This window comes from Lysinibacillus sp. 1 U-2021 (assembly GCF_029916965.1).
Classification (GTDB): domain Bacteria; phylum Bacillota; class Bacilli; order Bacillales_A; family Planococcaceae; genus Lysinibacillus; species Lysinibacillus capsici.
Window position 1 is genome coordinate 2550509 of sequence record NZ_CP123966.1, and the last position, 17502, is coordinate 2568010.

The following is a 17502-nucleotide window of genomic DNA, read 5'->3' on the forward strand; positions in this document are numbered from 1 at the left end:
ATTCTCCCCCGATCAAAAGATAAATCTCAGACGATTCAGGATGCGCTGTAAGAAATACTGGTTTTCGCTTTGCTGGGTTCTTAGCTCACGGGCGACGTCGGGGTGGTCAGTGATGACGCCGCTGACATTTTTTTCGATAAAGGTTTGCAGGGAGCGGTCGTCATTGAGTGTCCAAACAAATAAATCGGTCGGATGTTGCTTCAATTCTTCGATAAGCTGCTCCGTTACCCAGGATTCCTCCAGTGCGATAAAATCAACATTTTCCTCCATCGGTCCAATATTGAGTGCATAGACAATACCGACTCGCAAATTCGGCACCAATTTTTTTAATTGCGTCATTTTCTGTCCATCAGCGGATTGCACATAATAGGAATCTAGCACCTTGTATTTTCGTAGCTTCTCTACTAATTTAGGTAAAACATCTTCTGTTTCTTGACCATGCACCTTTAATTCGATTAGAAGCGCCACATCTAACGCTTTGGCAATTTCAATACAATCATCTAATGAAGCAATTTTATCGCTAAAGCCATTTTGATGAATGGTTAACGTTTTTAGTTCGCTCAGAGTCATATTCGCAATAACACCATTTTTACCTGCTAACCTTCGTAATGTTCGATCATGGAAGACGACGAATTCCCCATCCACCGTTTGTTGAATGTCGATTTCAATTAAATCTGCCCCCGCATTGGCTGCACTCACCAATCCACTAATTGTATTTTCTACATTGCCTGCTACATAGCCGCGGTGGGCAATAATTTTGGTATCTGGCGCATAGACACTTTTCTCTAATGAATTGATATTCATCATACTTAGCACGAGAAACACAATGCCACTGATCAACAGCAGTGGCTTATAACGCCGCTTCCGATGTATAGTGGCGCTGATTTTGCCCATCACTGGCGTATTATACGTGATGGCGACCATAACTTGTGAAAACATCGCCTGTAATAAACTAAATAGCACCACAAAGACCATTTCTAAAAAGGCTAGTGTCAGCCCAGCCGTAACCAAGGCTGCACTTGGCATTAAACGTTCAATTAAATAGAGCGGAAACGTAGCGACCACTGTGATACCAAGCATCATCAACAAATGACCTGTTAAAAGCATAGCTAGTAGCACGACTAGTTCAAATAAACCACGCTTGGAAAATCGCCAGCTTTGCTTAAAAGAACGCAAAATAGAGATGTTCGGCTGGATTGTAAAGATAGGTAACGTTAAGATACTTCGAATACCTATCATCACGATGATGCTTGCCACCGCAGCATATGCTAGCCTACCCGCTCGACTACTCATGATTTCTTCAGTTAGAAAATGTGGTAGGGAGATGGATTGAGTCAATGTAAGGGGTAGCATAAAGGAAGCTAGTGGCATTAATAGTGCTAAATAGACGATGAGAAATAGAACTTGCACACTAAAAAAATAGACAACCTTGCGATTTAATTGTTGCCATAAAGGAAGAAATCGGTAGCGAAGTCCTCGTTGCTGATGAAAGGCCATGAGAAATAGAAAGCCCATCTCATAATATACAAATAATAAAAACAGCAAAATTAATAGACAAATCATTATCATCACAAAGGGATGCGTCACAAAGCTTTGCCAATTTTGCTCAGTAATATGTGTAAACCCTGTTACTCGTAGCATGAGCTTCAAAACGATAGAGGTTACAGGGATCATTAATAAAAACTGAAAGATTCTAATTAATGCGAAAACCTGTACATAATCGAATCGATAAACATAAATATTATGGACAGCCTGTCGCATTACTTGTCCTGCCTTGTGCACATACTCACCCCTATCATGCTGTTAAAATCGCTCACTACTAACGTATGTTTTGACTGCTATGACCCATTCCTCGAAGCCAATAAAATAGCACTCCTCTACACCAAAGTAGACGTCAATTTTTGTATTAATCGTGACATTCACCATTTTTTTGAAACTTTTTAGCATGTCACCCTGTATATAACTAGATACCCACTACAGAAAGGAGCGCAAACATGAAATTCAACCTTGGTGATATCATTAGTACAACCGTTCTTTTATGTATGTTTCTAGCGATCTTTTTCGTGATGATCCATATGATCAAAAAAATGAAATCTACTGCCCCTGTGTCTCCTCCACCAACCATGCAACAGCAAGTAGAGGACTTATCAAAACGTGTGTCGACCCTAGAACAACAAGTAAAACAATTAACTGACAAACAATAGTCCCATAAAAAAATCGCTGGGAAGGATAACCTTCTCAGCGATTTTCATATACTATCTGACCATTCACAACCGTACATGCGACTTGAATGTGTGGAAGCTGCTCCATCTCTACCGTAAAAACGTCCTCTTGTAAAATCGTAAAGTCTGCAGCAAAGCCTTCTGCAATTTTGCCACGCATCAATTGCTGTCCAATGATTTCAGACGCTCCTACTGTATACAAACGGACTGCCTCAAATCGGGAAATTTTCTCATGAGGGTTATAGCCATCATGTGTTTCCCCAAAATTTCTTCTAGTGACAGCCGCATAAATACCATGCAACGGGTTTGGCACTTCAATTGGCGCATCACTGCCGCCTGCGACAATCAGCCCTCTGTCAAGAAGCGACTTTAAAGGATGTAAGCCCTGTGCGCGCTCCTCTCCAAGTCTCGATAGCTCTGCTTGGTATTCTCCCTGTACAAACTGCGGCTGCATATCCACTGCCACTGGTAATGCAGCTAGCTTGGCTAATAGTTCCTCATCGACTAAGCTACAGTGAATTACGCGATCAAGCTGACCTTCCTGAGGAGGATATGCCGCAAAAACGTCTAAAATCGTGTCGATTGCTAAATCCCCAATGGCATGCACGGCAACGGTTTGTCCATATTGACGTGCCAGCTGAACATAGCTTGTTAATTGCTCAGTTGTATGAATAAGCATCCCTGCATTGTCCGAATCATCGCAGTAAGGCTGACGTAGTGCAGCCGTACGACCTCCAAAGGCTCCATCAATAAAAATTTTCATCGCCCCAAACTCCAAAAATGGTGAGGAAGCTAAATCCATCTTCGCAACCTCTTCAAAAACTGTATGATGCTGTAATACATGCACCTTAAAGGATTGCTGTGCCTCTACTATTTTGCGATAAGCCTGAATCGGCTGGCTTGGCGGTCCATAATAGCTTAAATCCTCTGAATGTCCCCCTACTAAACCATAGGATTGCAATGAGGTCACCGCCTTTGTCAGTGCATCCTCAATATACGCAGGTGTAATATGTGGCATCTGGTTAACAATTAAATACAAGGCAGCATCCTTTAGGATCCCTGTGAGCTGACCATCTACTTTGTCAATGACACCCCCCTCTGGCGAAGGAGTCCTATTTGTAATTCCTGCAAAAGCGAGTGCCTTAGAATTGGCTAAGATCAAATGATGACAGCTCCGTTTAATGATTAAATGAGCATCTCCAAGGGCATCTAGCTCTGCTAAGGTCGGGAAAATGGGCTCCTCAAATTGGTTTTCATTTAGTCCAATCGCAATGACCCATTCATGTGCTGACGCTTTAGCCATTCGCTCCTGAATTTTCACAAGTAATGCCTCTTTACTCGTAACCGCCGATACATCAAGATGCTTGAGCTTTTCTCCGTAGCCAATAATATGTAAATGACTGTCGACAAAGCCTGGATACATGATATTGCCCTCTAAATGTTGGATAGAAGCAGCTAGTGGCGACAAGCTCTCTACTGAGCCTGTCGCCACAATTTTTCCATCTTCAACAAGGACTGCATCCACTGTTTCACCAACCTGAGCCATCGTGTAAATCTTACCACCTGTCCATAATGTTGCCAAAACAATTCCTCCCATGTCCTATGCTATTGCTTCAATTAAGTGCGCTCTTTCTAAGCGACGTCGAACAATTACACCAATCCATGCTGCAAGTACCGCTTTGACAATACCCACCACGATAAATGGTGCAACACCACCCATAAAGGCAGCTGTCCATGTATAATCTGCTACAATTTTTAACCACACTGTCCCAAACGCTAATGTCACAATCATCCCAATGATATTCGCAATAATAGCTTGAGTAAATGTAATACCAAATTTATCTAAGTATAAGCCCATAATAATGGCTGTGGCAAGGAAGCCTACAATATATCCACCTGTTGGACCAACTAAAATTCCTAGTCCACCTGACATACCGCTAAATACAGGTAAACCTGCTGCCCCTAGTAAAATATATAATAGAACAGATAACGTGCCTAATCTTGTCCCTAAAATCGTCACGATAATTCCAACCGCTAGCGTTTGACCTGTAATCGGGATAAGTGGTAGTGGGATTGTTACCTGTGCTAAAACTGCGATTATTGCTGCTCCAAATGCTGCTAACACATATTGATATGTACTTCCTTTTTTCAATGTAAAAAGCCTCCCCTTTTGCGTTAACTAATAATAAAAATAAGTTAACACAAAGATAAAGCAAATGAAAACCATTGTCAATCTATTTTAGATTAAAAAAAGAAATTGCTAGATTAGCCTAGCAATTTCTTGCCAAAATCATTACCATAACGGTTCATTCATCGGATCTTTCTCTTGTAGCTTAAACACATATGGCGCAATTTGATAATGGTAGAAGAACATGCCCACTAAAAAGAAAATGAGACCGATAACAAAATGATGGAAAACATGTTGCAGCATAATCAGCAGCGGCACTGGCATCGTCATTACACCACTGATTTGCATGGATTTTTTTGTGCGGTATTGTTTTTGTCCACAATGAGGGCACACAATTACACTATTTTTGCGATATAATTTACGGGCATCCTTCTCAGACCAACTCTCCTCACATTCAATACAAACAGGTAAACCATACCCCTTTTTCAATAGATAGCGTTTGACAATAAATGTAGCGCCTATAAAAATGCTCAGTAAAATCATTCCTCTTACATAATCCGAAGCAAATAGTGACCACCAATGCCAATTATCGGACTGTAGGCTAGCCGCCTGATGGCCTGAACCCTGTTGCCCCTTCTGTTGTGTCAGGATATAGCTAAAACCGATAACAAAAATAGTAAAGGTTGCGAACACGATGCGATATGTCCATTGACCATCTGCTTTACGTTGAACTTTTCGTCGTGCTTTCTCCGCGATTACCTGTTTGCGCTGCTGTGAGAGCTTGACATCTTGTAGCTCCTTTAATAGTTCCTCTTTAAATTGATTCATGGCGTAGCACCTCCCAATCAAAGTCACCCATTGCTGTTGCTAATTGTTTACGAGCTCGCTGTAATCTTGTGCGAATCGTTGCTTCCGGACAGTGTACAAGCTGTGCAATTTCCACTGTCGACATCTCCTCAAAATAATACAAAATCAAGACCTCTCGATAGGCAACTGATAATGTAAACAGTGCCTCCACCAGCTCTTTTTTTACCGTTTTCTCTAGTATCTCCTTTTCAGGTGTCATAGCTGTTGTGCGCCCCGTGATCTTTTCAAACAATGTCAGTCGTTTACTTTTCCAACTTCGTAAATAATCGTGACTTCGATTAACCGTCATTTTCACTAAATATGTACGTAAGGATGCTTCCTGACGAAACTGTCCCTGCTTTTGATAAAAGGCGATGAACACATCCTGCACGATGTCCTCCGCCGTTGCCTTATTTTTTACATATAGATAGGCGACCTTTAGTAAGTAATCACCGTGCTCCTCGATTATCTGTTCAATAGCCATCATTGCCCTCACCTACTTTCTACACTACTGACGGTCGCCGTAACGAATGCGATTCATTTTATCAAAAAAAATCCGTAATTTTTAAATCATTACGGATTTCTTCAAGCTAAATACCTATTTTTTGCATAGTAGAGACAACTTTGACCATTCGATCGTCTAAATCGGCGCCTGTGAATCGAGGCAATCTCAATTCATTCACGATAGCACCATCAGACATAAAAAGGATACGCTCTGTTCTTGCGGCAATCTTTGGATCATGGGTCACAAGCATCACCGTAGTGCCTTCACTATTGATGGAGGCTAATAAATCCATGATTTCCTGAGCAGACGTTGAATTCAATGCGCCTGTTGGTTCATCTCCAAAGATCACTTGCGGGTTGCTAATCAAGGCCCGGCAGATGCCTGCCCGTTGAAGCTGCCCACCAGACACTTGTGTAATATCTCGCTTTGCCAAGTCTGCAATCCCCATTTTGCTCATGATCTGTAGTGCCCTTTCTGTCAAGGCCCTGACATTTTTTCGCTCATCACGCATCACAGGTAACAGGATATTATCGAGGATATTTAAGCTTTTTAGAAAGGTCGGCTGCTGAAAGACAAAGCCCATTTTCGTTCTACGCAAATCAGCCAGTTCTTTGTCACTTAATGTCGTTAAGTCCATTCCATCAAAGATGACCTGACCTTGATCAACACTGTCCATCCCGCTAAGGGCATACAACAGTGTCGATTTACCACAGCCTGATGGGCCCATGATGGCAATAAACTCCCCTTGATTGATGGCAACTGATACATCCAGTAAAACGGGATGCTGTTCTTTGCCTACCTGAAACGTCTTTGCTATTTGCTCACCACTTACGATATTCATAGGTTCTACTCCTTTATATGCTCAATAATTTTTACCTGCCCTGCCCTTGACGTACCAAATAGCGTGGCTAGCAGTACAACGCTTGTAAGCGCTAGTGGGCAAAAAACATACGCTGCTAGTGGATTAATCATAAAATCAAACGAAGCCGCCCCGAATGAGGCAATGACCGTACTAGTTAAATATTCACCTAACGTGTTTGCGAGCAACGTCCCCATCGAGATAGCAAGCAGTAATACAAAAATCGAACGTGCAGCATATTGTGTAGCTATATCGACATTCGTGAATCCCAATGCCTTCATGATAGCGATGGGCGCTTGATCCTTCGCAATCAGCATATTCATAAATAATAATGTCACGAGCACACACAGCAATAAGGCAATGACGAGTGCTGCACGAGCTGCCTTTTCGATGGCATGAATCGTCGTACCAAAAGTTTGATAAATATAATCATCAATACCTGACACTTTGGCAAATGAGAAGGTTTTTGCATATTCCGCCCTTTTATCTGCAACAAGAGATGGATCTGCCATCGTACTATAGACGACACTCCACATGCTATCCGTAGAATGGTCAGAGAAAGCTGCCTTCGCAGTCTTGCCTCCATTGGTAATATCTGAATAAATACCGCTAATCCTCAAATTTTTCTTCTGTCCATTAATGACCACTGCTAAACTATCGCCAACCTTTTTTTGAAGCTCCTCTGCATTGAGCACCGAAAGTGCCACTTCATTAGGAGCAACTGGAGCCTCTCCGTGTGCATATTCTAAGGGGAAAATCGTATGGTCACCCAGTTCTATTTTTAGGTTTTGCGCTGTTCCGTCCTGGGCAATCGTTGTGAATTTTTTTGTTGTCAAAACAGTGTAATTCTTAATGGCTGTATCATGCTCAAGCCTATCCACCACCGCTGCCACCTGTTGTTCATTTTGCTTGCCTTGTGGGATATCAATTCGGATGTCACTGTTCCCAATACCCATATACGTAATAAAGCTTTTAGCTGCAATTGTATTGTGTAAGTTTTGAGGGACGATGATAATAAATGTTGCCAATACTAATACTGCAAGCATTGTCGCATAAAGTGTTTTTCGTGATAGCACATCCTTTATGCCAAGGAAAAGATTAATCGGTAGCCTTTTATTGGCGCTGAGGTTCAATAATTTTGCATGTTGCCCTTTTCCTTGCATTGTGCCAAAGCGCAGAGCCTGCGTGGCTGATAGCTTGCGAAACTGTTTCAGTACCGATTGTACATAGCCCATAATCACGATAAACACGAGCAACAACCCCAGACCTGTGAACAACCAAATGAGTGAAACATTGTCCGTTTCTCCCATGAACAGACGGATATTTTCTAATAGAATATCTCGAAGGAAGAAGGAACAGGCAAAACCGAGCATACAACCAATCACAGCTATAACGCCATATTTGGCTAGATACATTTTCTGAATATCTGCCACTCGTAGGCCAATTGCTTTCATCACACCGATTTCTCGAGTATCCTCTTCAATTTTAGTGAGCAATGTAAATCGAATACACATAAACGCAATAGCGACTACAAGGACACTGATGAGCAAGATAACAGCAATCATAAGCCCATCTGATATGGCATTCAGCATTTGAAAAAGCTTATAGGTAATGGTTGGTCCATTTGCTTCTAACCCTGCACTTGTATAGGCTTCTTCAAAATTCTTTAAATTCGCCAAATTTTTCAAACGAAACTCAATTAAATATTCAACTGTTCCCGCTTCCTGGATTGCTGCATAATCTTGTTCACTGACAAGAAAGCGTTTGGAGGAAGCCAGCATTGAGTTCATCTGTGAATCCCTTAGAAATCCTGCTATTGTAAAGGTTTGATCATGAACGATGACAGTATCCCCCAAGTCGGCAATGCCGTCTTTCCAATAGCTTACAGGTACATAAATATCACCATTTGCCACTTCAATCACATGACCATCAAGATCAAGTAAATAATCAAATTTCTCACTTTGTGTGCTGAAACCATTGTCCTGCACACTATGTGCCAATGTGGTACCCGCAATATGGATCTTCGAGCCCTCCACATTTAGAAATTCATTCATTTGATATTCATCTACATATTTATTTTGCTCTGCAAATTCAGTAAGCCGCACTTGATCGATTTCCCCTGCATGCATCTGAAGAAAATGAGACGTTTCTGCTTGTTTCATCAGTGTGTCAATTGCGCTTGTCAAATGGACCATAAGTACTGCTGATAGTGTAACAAGTAAAGCTGCTACCGCCACAAATAGCATGGTCATACCTGTAATTAGCTTGCTATTTGCCATATCATTTCGCACAATTTTCCAATACATAAGTCACCTCTTTGTATATTGTTTACCGCTATAAACCTAACAAGACCTAAAAAAACTTAGTTCGTAGTGCCTTCTTCTTTATTTCCAAACATTTGCATCATATACAATAAGCTACCACTTTCCACCCCTAGCATTCGTTCAATATTAAAAATCAATGCCGGAATACGGGCAGCTCTTTCCTCATCTGTTATCAAGACGAGATCATCATCGAATACCGTATTGGTATAAGCGATAATCATTTCCATACACTCATAGGGATAAGGCGTTTGGTAAATACCTTGCTCAATGCCCTCACGAATAATGGCGGTAAGGATTGGTGGCACTTGATTGATGATCACTTGCTGTATTTTGCGGTGCATCAAAGCATTTTGCGGTCTATGAACATGCTCCATCACTTCCTGTCCACCCTGTTCATTTTGCATATTCAATGCCATGACAACGCGCAATATCCGCTCATTTACAGCTATAGTCTTGTCTGCCGCAACGGTTTTCGCCTTTGCTAGCATCGTGCTTGTATAACGCTCAATGAGCGCATCCATAATATCTTCCTTAGATTTAAAATGATAATAGAGTGTCCCTCGAGCAATGCCTACTTTTTCCAATATATTACTCGTACTCGTGCCATCAAATCCCTTCTGTGCAAATAATTCATCCGCTGCATCTAATATTTCATTTCTGCGTTCTTCCGCTTTTTTTATTTCCCTCATAAGACAACTCCTTATAATTGACCGACTGCCTGTCGATACCTCTTTTCTTTATCCTAGCATAGGACGACTTATATTGGCAATAATTTCTACAAAAAAAAAGAATCTGCTTTATGCAGATCCTTATTTTTGTAGTTCCTCGTTCTTCCGATATTCTAAAATATCGCCAGGCTGACAATCCAATGCCTCACAAATAGCCTCTAATGTTGAAAAGCGGATGGCTTTGGCCTTGCCGTTTTTTAATATCGAAAGATTCGCCATCGTGATGCCAACTTTTTCTGAAAGCTCTGTTACACTCATTTTTCGTTTCGCCAGCATTACATCAATGTTAATGATCATTGCCATAGTATTCACCTCAAACCGTTAGATCATTTTCTGATTTGATATCGATGGCATTTTTTAGAAGCTTTTGCAGCACAGCAGCAAAGACTGCCACGACAAAGGAAGCAAAAATAATGACCATTCCGATAAGGATAAGACCTGGGGCATCGTCTACTTCCGCAGCATAGTATATCAGTGGCATGCCAACCACGTAAACACTACTAATAATAATTGCACAATATTTGATCTTGATTAAAGCTTTGACAGACAGCTCTGAAAATGCAATGTTTTGGTCAATATAGCTTAATAGTTTGATCGTCGTAAATAGCGCAACAAAATAAGCAATAGCCGTTGCATAGACGCCGATTAATGCAACAATGGTTAAAATGGGAGAATGCTCCACTGTATTCAAAGCAACACGAGGCACCACCCATACACATAAGGCAAGAACGGGTATACCTATTAGAAAAACAGCTATCTTTAAAAAGAGCGTTTCTCGTTTCATCTTACGCACCTCTTTTATTTATTCTCCTGTTTAATTTATCATATAATTTATCGTTTTTCAATAAATTTTTATTCCAATTCAAGATGCGATTTAAAACCCATTATTTGGTTTACTTTACTTTTTATTGTGCTATAATCAATCCAACCAATGATAAGGGGGTATTCGATGATTTATTCACCAACCGAAAAGACGATAGAAACGCCACGCTTAATACTTCGACTTTTTACACAAGCAGATGCACAGGAAGTAAGTGTTTTATGTAACAATTATGCGATCTATAAAAGCACATTGAGTTTACCTTATCCTTATACTTTAGAATGTGCATTATCATGGATTTCCACGCATCAACAAAACTTTGAGGAAAATCGAAGTTACGAATTTGCGATAACAGACAAACAAAGTGGACAATTATATGGAGCGATAGGACTGTCAAATCAATCCCAACATCAAAGAGGAGAAATCGCTTATTGGATTGGAGAGCCCTATTGGGGTAATGGCTACGGAACAGAAGCTGCTCAAGCGATGATTGAATTTGCCTTTCAGGAGAAACAGTATCATCGTATTTATGCCCGGTATTTCCAATCTAATCCTGCATCTGGGAAAATTATGGAGAAATGTGGCATGCACTATGAGGGAACATTAAAGAATCATATTTATAAAAACGGTACTTTTGAAGATATTGTGTTTTATGGCTTGCTTAATCCATCACACTAGCAACACGTTTACGAAAGAGGCACTTCCCACGTAGATATGCCTCTCTCTCTTTTAAATACCATTTCCCACATCGCAATAATGATTATAGTGCGTAATTTGGTTGCGGCCGTTACGCTTTGATTTATAGAGCGCTTCATCCGCATGCTGGATAAGCTCTTCTACTTTCTGAATTTTGCCATGATCATTCGTACTGACACCAATACTAAATTCCAACTGAACAGTTTGATTATTCACTGTCAGTGACAGTGCCGTTAAGGTTTGATACAGGTTGTCAGCCAATGTTTGCACTGATTCTCCCTCCTTTACTTGACTCAACACAATGAATTCATCCCCCCCAAAACGGGCAACAATAGACTCAAAGGGCTGAAAATAGTCCTGTAAAGTTTTGGCTGTATTCGTCAAAGCATCATCGCCAAATAAATGGCCATTCATGTCATTGATTTCTTTAAAATGGTCTAAATCCACCATCATCAGGGCCAATTGCTGATGATTTTCAGTCGCCTTTTCGACCATCTTTTTGGCCTGTTCATCAAAATAGCGACGATTGTAAATATTCGTCAGAGGATCAATATAGGCATTTTTTTCAAACTGCTTCTTATGATCGTTATATTCCATTTCAAACAATACATGTGAATAGTTTTCACGCTGGATTTCTAACAAAATATTAATATATTCCTTTTGTATCGCACACAATACAATTTTATTGCCTTGCTCCTCTATTAGCTTCACTAAAGAATTATAGATTAGTTGAAGTAGAGAAAGGTCATTGTTTTGTAAAGCATAATGCTTTGTCTTTTGATATAAATCTATGGCCTCACTTATACGTCCCTGTCTTTCACACAGGAAGGCATAGGCATTAAGGACCTCAAGTTGTACTTTCGAATAGGGTGGAAGATGAATCGTTGCCATTAATTCTTGTAATATCGTATTGGCTTCTTCAAACTCTTCAAGCCAAATAAGTGCAACAGCTAGGTTTGTCTTCGGATGGATAATCCCTGTATAAGGCTCTTTATGCTTCATTTCAAACGCATTCGCATAATATAAACTCTTTAAGGCAAATTCCTTAGCTGTCCGATAGCTTCCCATGGATATTTCTAAGTCGCTTAGATTGTTATAGATTTTCCCCATGCTCTCCACGTGCTGGATTGTTTCAGCAATTTTTAAGCCTTTCAACATCAACTCTTCTGATTTCTTTAAATGACCAAATGTTCCCCAATAAATGGCTGCTAAATTGTAATATTGAATTAGATCAATATCATTGCCATGTTGAAAGGTTAACTCACGATATTGTTCAAGGACACTTATAGAAAGCTGTAAATCACCCGTTTGAAAATAACTGGCACAGCTATAACGTAATAGAAGGATAGCCTTATCATACATTTCAAGCTTAATGGCACTTTCAATTGCGGCACTACTTATTTCTATATATTCTAAAAAACGATCCGCATTATATAACTCATTAAGCGTAATCCATAGTTCTTCAAATTCTTGTGCGTTCATACCGCCCCTCCTTTTCTTCATCCTTACTTCTTTAATACTACCTTCGACCTTAAAATATTACAATTCTTTAGACTCATTTATTTTTTTGACATTAAGTAATTCAGCCTAATAAAGAAAATCACTGTGTATTTTTTCCTACATTCAATTAAAGGTTATTTTAACATGGTACTTTCACTATAATTTTCCCCTAAACAAAAAACAAGCCTCTTTCAAGAGACTTGTTAAGATTGTTCTATGCCTAGGATGGCTATTAATGCCTTCGCTCTGTTGGCACTAAGGTGAATTTCTCCACTACCAGCCTTTTGGAGATAAATTGAACCGCCATAGCCCTTCCACATTTCAATACGGACGCCTTCTACTTCAAATGAATATTCGGGTGGCCTTTTCATATAATTTGCGGGCTGCCAAGGGATATCCTGTAAAAACTGAGCGACCTCTTTGTCATTTTCTAGCTCAAGCTTTTGAGTAATGGTTGGCTCTAGTTTTTCCAGTTTAGATAATAAACCATATTTTCTTACGACCCCGTTTTCCTCCGTACTGCCTGTTCCCATAGAAGTTAACGTTATATAATCCCCCTGCTTGACAGGAAAATCATCCAGCACAGGATACCAATTGGCCTGTTCATATTTTTCAGCAAGCTGTTCTTCTGCCATATGATCAAGGTCCTCAGGAATCACCCCTTCAATAAATAAGAAAACATTCGCTTCAACCTTTGCAACTGTTCCGACCATTGAAGAGCCATGTGAACTGGTCCGTAATACGATGTTTTGCTCCTCTTGAAAGGCTGTTGCCTGCTCAGTATAATGCGCTTGGAAATAGCGTTTGGCATCAATATTGGCTACTTCTTGGTAAGCATAAAAAGTTGGATATTTTTCTTTATAGAAGGCATATAGCTTTGATCGCGTTGTATACATCGGCAGAAGGGGCTCAAGATAAGTTTCAACATACTGTTTCGGTGCTAATCCCTGAAATAGTGCTTCGTATTCAGATGCTTGTTCAAGCATTTCCAATTGTTCTACCTGCTTCTTTCTCTCCACCTCTAGTTCTGCCTTTGAATAATCAATTCCTAAATATTTCGCAAAATAGTAGGCGGCAACGAGCTTCTCATACGATAGATAGGCTTCCTCTTTATAAAATTCCTGCTCTTTCCCTGGCCACATTAGCCGATTAATACGTTCGAAATGCTCAAGCTGTCTTTCATGAAATAGTGAGGATGTTTGCTCTGTTTCGTTCGTAAGAAGCTGCACCATCATAAACCCCACCACACAAAGTGTCAGTACGACGGTTAAAAGGGTGAAACGAAAAGGCCTCCTTCTATTGATAGACTGTTGTAGTACATGTTTTTTGACTCTTTCTTTGCTTGCTGTCATATCACCAGCAACTTTGAGTAATTCCTTCTGTATCTCATTCATGTCTAAGCACCTCCCATTCCTCCTGCTTCAGATGAGGCTTTAATGCTTCTCTTGCCCGCTTCAGTCTTGTTTTCACCGTATTCTCTGCAATGCCAAGTAGCTGGGCAATATCACGAATCTTCATTTCTTCAAAATAATAAAGGATAATGGGTTCCCGATAGGTAAGTGAAAGCTTTAAAATAGCTGCCCCAATGTGGGACCTTTCCTCTGCTGCCACGAGCTCATCTCGTTGTTTATTCCCCTGAACAGGAAATATTTTTTCTTGTAATAGTAATTTCTTATAATGCCAGCTTTTTAAATAATCCTTGCTTTGATTAATCGTTAGAGTGGATAAATACGCGCGCAACTGCCCGCGTTCTTCATAACCACGCTGAGAAAATTTAATAAAGACCTCTTGCACAATATCCTCTGCGGTTTGTCGGTTTTTCACATAAAAATAGGCGAGACGTAATAAATGTACTGCATGTTCTTCGATTATTTCCTCAAGTATGCCGTCCACCTCCCCTTCTTACACTATAAACGACTGCCACTAAATGACCGTTTCATTTTTTTAAATTTTTTTCCTCAAGCACCTTGACCTTGGAGCATACTCCAATGTTAGGATGAATTTAGGAGGTACTTACATGAAAATTAAACAATTCGCCGAGAAATTTCAATTAACAACTGATACAATTCGCTACTATGAAAAAGAGGGACTCTTACAGCCGCAAAAACAAGACAATGGCTACCGTGTGTATGATGCCATGTGTGAACATACAATGAAGTTTATTATCGTTTTACGTCAGCTAGGCTTTTCGCTCCAAGAAATTAAACATTTACTGACACTCGAACAAAAGCCTATTTCAACAGCATGTAATGAAGAAACGGTAGAGCTATTTTCCACAAAGATTGCCCAGATTGAGCAGCAACTACGATTCTATCAGCATGCGCTTCATTCATTACAACTGACAAAAACGTTAATGGCTGACGGACAATTTGAAGAAAATCAAGAAAAAATTGCCTTACTCATTGAGGATATGTATCAAAATTTACTGGAAGGTCGTGGTTAAATGTCACTACGTAAAATCATCTCAATCGAATATATCCTTGCTTTCATCATCACAGCTTCTTTCTATGGTCATCTAAATTTTCCATGGCTTTATTTTATTGTGTTTTTATTGCTCCCAGACATCACCATGGTTGGCTATCTCATCAATACAAAAATAGGCGCTCTTTTCTATAATATGGGGCATAGTTTTGTGCTACCTGCCATGTTGATGGTGATTGGTTTACTAACGACTACATCAATACCTCTGATGGCTGCCCTGATTTGGCTCGCACATATTTTCTTAGATCGCGCACTTGGCTATGGTTTAAAATATGATGACGCTTTTAAGAAGACACATTTACAGCAGATTGCGTAATGAGGAGGAAAGTATGGCTAGCCATTTAACACTGCGATTTTTAGTAGAAATGGGTTAGAAAAATCTCCTAATTAAATGCTCTCTTGGGGTGGGATTACCATTATTTATCATTGGAATATGGAGTTGCTCTCTTTAAGCTAGCTGTTCTTGCATTGTATGAAACAGGCAGAACACTAATTGCAAGCATGGTCATTTTCAGTCAACTAGTCTCCTTTCCCTTGCATCAAAAAACCAGCCGCCCTGCACAAACAGGTGGCTGGTTTTAGCGAATTAAACTAATAATAGTATGTGGTTCATGTTTTATATCGTCATATTTATTGACCATATCCAACACGATAGCTCCATCCTGTGTTATAGCATACACCAAGACGGCATGAGGATTTTGTTCTACATAATCCTTCCATGTAAATACTTCTGTAATTTTCGTTTGGCGAAGTTGAGCACCTTGCTCTATCAGTTCATTGAGCTGATGAATATCATGCTGTGCATCGACAAGAAGCTGTCCCCCGTACTTCCTTGAGTAATTTTTAGGGTCTGTAGAATGTAAAGCCGTTTGAAAAATATTGAGACGCCCTAATTCTGGAACAAAGTCTGCACAAACAAGGACATTATAGGCGTCCTGCTTTGTTGCTACAATTAGTTGATCATAGGGGGTTAAATCAACATAAAACTCAGTATGCTCGCTTAAAATATCACCTGTTTCCGTCTTAATACCATTTTGTCGAGCAGCAGATAAATCTTCCCATGCACGATCCATCATCAACACATCAATTCCGTTATTTTGCAGGGACGTTGCGAGCTCTGTTGTAAATGGAGAAGCGCCTACAATTACAATACCTTTCCCCGTGGAAGCTTGTAGATCTAATTTTTTAGCAAGCCAGCCAATGCTAAAGCCATGGGCAACCACTGTCGCAAAAACAAGTGCTAATGTGAGCGCTGTTAATAATTGTGCACTTTGAAAACCTACGTCCTGTAGTGCCGTTGTAAAGTAACCTGAAACGGTTAATGCCACAATCCCTCTCGGTGCAATCCACCCAATTAAGGCCCGTTCTTCCAATGTTAAGCCCGTATTAATGGTCGCAATCCAAATCGATAACGGTCGAACAATAAACATCATTGCAAGCACGAATAGTAACATACGCCAATCAACGATTTGCCATAACGTATCGATGGTTAAAGACGACGTCAGCATAATAAAGACACTTGAAATTAAAATAACCGAAATATTTTCTTTAAAATGCAACAGCTCATGATGACTTGTTAAATGCATATTTGCCATCACAAGCCCCATCACTGTCACAGCCAGTAAGCCCGTCTCGTGCATGATGGCATCGCTTAGGGCAAAAACAAGTAAAATAGTAGCGAGCAACAAAGGTGATTTCAAAAACTCTGGAATTAAACCAAGCTCCAAGCATTGCCCCATTACATAACCGACGACCCCTCCTAACAGGGCGGCTAAAAAGGCGGAAACAAAGAAAACGGTAAGAGATGTCCCACCTTCTAAATGATATATACCCAAAACGACCTGATACGCAAATAGCGCTAACAATGCGCCAAAAGGATCTACAACGATGCCTTCCCACTTTAAGATAGCTGCTGGTCGCTCCTTCAATTTTGCTTGTCTCAATAAAGGCAAAATAACGGTTGGACCTGTCACAATAAATAATCCACCAATGACAAAAGAGACTGGCCATGATAGCCCTGCAACAAAATGCGCGGCAGTAGAGCCTGCAATCCAAGCGATGGCTGCCCCTACTGTGGAAATGCGCAATATGGACTTCTTAAAGCCACGTATTTCTCGAAAATCAAGGCTTAAACTTCCTTCAAATAATATAACGGCAACTGCCAGAGAAATAATGGTATGAAAAATAGGGCCAAATGTCTCTTTTGGAGACACTAACCCTGTAAACGGACCAATAATTAGCCCAGCGATACTCATAATGACAATGGCAGGCATGCGAAAACGCCATGCTAACCACTGTGAAAATAAACCGATAAAAATAATAAAAGGTAACTGAAATAGTAAATTGTCAAACATATGTACCACCTACAATATCCTAGGATGAATGTATATTCC

General features: G+C 40.2%; 18 protein-coding genes. 4 read left to right on the forward strand and 14 right to left on the reverse strand.

Annotated features, from left to right (window positions below; all coding sequences use genetic code 11):
• Window positions 1–12 precede the first annotated feature (12 nt).
• Entirely contained in the window at window positions 13–1782 is a 1770-nt protein-coding gene (locus QH639_RS13190; RefSeq protein WP_281114634.1) for a glycerophosphodiester phosphodiesterase, read from the reverse strand.
• Window positions 1783–1994: 212 nt separating this feature from the next.
• Here QH639_RS13190 and QH639_RS13195 point away from each other — a divergent pair, with 212 nt between their 5' ends.
• Complete coding sequence (locus QH639_RS13195) at window positions 1995–2204, forward strand: hypothetical protein (protein WP_048390417.1); 210 nt, start codon at window positions 1995–1997, stop codon at window positions 2202–2204.
• Window positions 2205–2238: 34 nt separating this feature from the next.
• On the opposite strand, the gene QH639_RS13200 is transcribed toward QH639_RS13195, so the two are convergent.
• The 9 genes from QH639_RS13200 to QH639_RS13240 all read right to left on the reverse strand — a co-directional run bounded on the left by QH639_RS13200 (window position 2239) and on the right by QH639_RS13240 (window position 10396).
• Window positions 2239–3804, reverse strand: a complete 1566-nt coding sequence (locus QH639_RS13200; RefSeq protein WP_237900383.1) for an amidohydrolase — start codon at window positions 3802–3804, stop codon at window positions 2239–2241.
• 18 nt (window positions 3805–3822) lie between these two features.
• Window positions 3823–4374, reverse strand: a complete 552-nt coding sequence (locus QH639_RS13205) for a biotin transporter BioY (RefSeq protein ID WP_004229030.1) — start codon at window positions 4372–4374, stop codon at window positions 3823–3825.
• A 141-nt stretch (window positions 4375–4515) separates the two neighbouring features.
• Window positions 4516–5178: a TIGR04104 family putative zinc finger protein gene (locus QH639_RS13210; RefSeq protein WP_281114635.1), complete on the reverse strand. Its 663-nt coding sequence runs from the start codon at window positions 5176–5178 to the stop codon at window positions 4516–4518.
• Complete coding sequence (locus tag QH639_RS13215; protein WP_221683153.1) at window positions 5165–5683, reverse strand: sigma-70 family RNA polymerase sigma factor; 519 nt, start codon at window positions 5681–5683, stop codon at window positions 5165–5167. Before QH639_RS13215 ends, QH639_RS13210 begins: the two co-directional genes overlap by 14 nt.
• A gap of 103 nt (window positions 5684–5786) precedes the next feature.
• The gene (locus QH639_RS13220; protein WP_237900380.1) at window positions 5787–6542 is read right to left on the reverse strand and encodes an ABC transporter ATP-binding protein; all 756 of its coding nucleotides are present in this window, start codon (window positions 6540–6542) and stop codon (window positions 5787–5789) included.
• A gap of 5 nt (window positions 6543–6547) precedes the next feature.
• Window positions 6548–8866, reverse strand: a complete 2319-nt coding sequence (locus QH639_RS13225; RefSeq protein ID WP_281114636.1) for an ABC transporter permease — start codon at window positions 8864–8866, stop codon at window positions 6548–6550.
• Between the two features lie 56 nt (window positions 8867–8922).
• Complete coding sequence (locus tag QH639_RS13230) at window positions 8923–9573, reverse strand: TetR/AcrR family transcriptional regulator (protein ID WP_237900376.1); 651 nt, start codon at window positions 9571–9573, stop codon at window positions 8923–8925.
• A gap of 120 nt (window positions 9574–9693) precedes the next feature.
• Entirely contained in the window at window positions 9694–9915 is a 222-nt protein-coding gene (locus tag QH639_RS13235; RefSeq protein ID WP_004229042.1) for a helix-turn-helix domain-containing protein, read from the reverse strand.
• Window positions 9916–9925: 10 nt separating this feature from the next.
• Window positions 9926–10396, reverse strand: a complete 471-nt coding sequence (locus tag QH639_RS13240) for a DUF2975 domain-containing protein (RefSeq protein WP_048390401.1) — start codon at window positions 10394–10396, stop codon at window positions 9926–9928.
• Window positions 10397–10561: 165 nt separating this feature from the next.
• Here QH639_RS13240 and QH639_RS13245 point away from each other — a divergent pair, with 165 nt between their 5' ends.
• On the forward strand, window positions 10562–11110 hold the full coding sequence (locus QH639_RS13245; protein ID WP_237900373.1) for a GNAT family N-acetyltransferase: 549 nt from the start codon (window positions 10562–10564) through the stop codon (window positions 11108–11110).
• 51 nt (window positions 11111–11161) lie between these two features.
• Here the strand turns inward: QH639_RS13245 and QH639_RS13250 are convergent, their stop codons facing one another.
• The 3 genes from QH639_RS13250 to QH639_RS13260 all read right to left on the reverse strand — a co-directional run bounded on the left by QH639_RS13250 (window position 11162) and on the right by QH639_RS13260 (window position 14521).
• Entirely contained in the window at window positions 11162–12610 is a 1449-nt protein-coding gene (locus QH639_RS13250; protein ID WP_237900372.1) for a tetratricopeptide repeat-containing diguanylate cyclase, read from the reverse strand.
• A gap of 221 nt (window positions 12611–12831) precedes the next feature.
• On the reverse strand, window positions 12832–14022 hold the full coding sequence (locus QH639_RS13255) for a hypothetical protein (protein WP_281114637.1): 1191 nt from the start codon (window positions 14020–14022) through the stop codon (window positions 12832–12834).
• Complete coding sequence (locus QH639_RS13260) at window positions 14015–14521, reverse strand: sigma-70 family RNA polymerase sigma factor (RefSeq protein WP_237900367.1); 507 nt, start codon at window positions 14519–14521, stop codon at window positions 14015–14017. Before QH639_RS13260 ends, QH639_RS13255 begins: the two co-directional genes overlap by 8 nt.
• A 124-nt stretch (window positions 14522–14645) precedes the next feature.
• On the opposite strand from QH639_RS13260, the gene QH639_RS13265 reads away from it, so the two are divergent.
• Window positions 14646–15071 carry a MerR family transcriptional regulator gene (locus tag QH639_RS13265; RefSeq protein ID WP_237900365.1) on the forward strand — a complete coding sequence of 142 codons (426 nt, stop codon included), beginning with the start codon at window positions 14646–14648 and terminating at the stop codon, window positions 15069–15071.
• Entirely contained in the window at window positions 15072–15425 is a 354-nt protein-coding gene (locus QH639_RS13270) for a DUF4260 domain-containing protein (protein WP_048390391.1), read from the forward strand. It begins immediately after the preceding gene.
• Between the two features lie 262 nt (window positions 15426–15687).
• On the opposite strand, the gene QH639_RS13275 is transcribed toward QH639_RS13270, so the two are convergent.
• Complete coding sequence (locus QH639_RS13275) at window positions 15688–17463, reverse strand: cation:proton antiporter (RefSeq protein WP_281114638.1); 1776 nt, start codon at window positions 17461–17463, stop codon at window positions 15688–15690.
• Window positions 17464–17502: the final 39 nt, after the last annotated feature.

What these genes read in the sequence shown, in the direction of transcription:
- QH639_RS13195 (WP_048390417.1), top strand. Translation starts at nt 1,995, where the DNA reads ATGAAATTCAACCTTGGTGATATCATTAGTACAACCGTTCTTTTATGT.
- QH639_RS13210 (WP_281114635.1), bottom strand. Translation starts at nt 5,178, where the DNA reads ATGAATCAATTTAAAGAGGAACTATTAAAGGAGCTACAAGATGTCAAG.
- QH639_RS13215 (WP_221683153.1), bottom strand. Translation starts at nt 5,683, where the DNA reads ATGATGGCTATTGAACAGATAATCGAGGAGCACGGTGATTACTTACTA.
- QH639_RS13220 (WP_237900380.1), bottom strand. Translation starts at nt 6,542, where the DNA reads ATGAATATCGTAAGTGGTGAGCAAATAGCAAAGACGTTTCAGGTAGGC.
- QH639_RS13225 (WP_281114636.1), bottom strand. Translation starts at nt 8,866, where the DNA reads ATGTATTGGAAAATTGTGCGAAATGATATGGCAAATAGCAAGCTAATT.
- QH639_RS13230 (WP_237900376.1), bottom strand. Translation starts at nt 9,573, where the DNA reads ATGAGGGAAATAAAAAAAGCGGAAGAACGCAGAAATGAAATATTAGAT.
- QH639_RS13235 (WP_004229042.1), bottom strand. Translation starts at nt 9,915, where the DNA reads ATGGCAATGATCATTAACATTGATGTAATGCTGGCGAAACGAAAAATG.
- QH639_RS13240 (WP_048390401.1), bottom strand. Translation starts at nt 10,396, where the DNA reads ATGAAACGAGAAACGCTCTTTTTAAAGATAGCTGTTTTTCTAATAGGT.
- QH639_RS13245 (WP_237900373.1), top strand. Translation starts at nt 10,562, where the DNA reads ATGATTTATTCACCAACCGAAAAGACGATAGAAACGCCACGCTTAATA.
- QH639_RS13250 (WP_237900372.1), bottom strand. Translation starts at nt 12,610, where the DNA reads ATGAACGCACAAGAATTTGAAGAACTATGGATTACGCTTAATGAGTTA.
- QH639_RS13255 (WP_281114637.1), bottom strand. Translation starts at nt 14,022, where the DNA reads ATGAATGAGATACAGAAGGAATTACTCAAAGTTGCTGGTGATATGACA.
- QH639_RS13265 (WP_237900365.1), top strand. Translation starts at nt 14,646, where the DNA reads ATGAAAATTAAACAATTCGCCGAGAAATTTCAATTAACAACTGATACA.
- QH639_RS13270 (WP_048390391.1), top strand. Translation starts at nt 15,072, where the DNA reads ATGTCACTACGTAAAATCATCTCAATCGAATATATCCTTGCTTTCATC.
- QH639_RS13275 (WP_281114638.1), bottom strand. Translation starts at nt 17,463, where the DNA reads ATGTTTGACAATTTACTATTTCAGTTACCTTTTATTATTTTTATCGGT.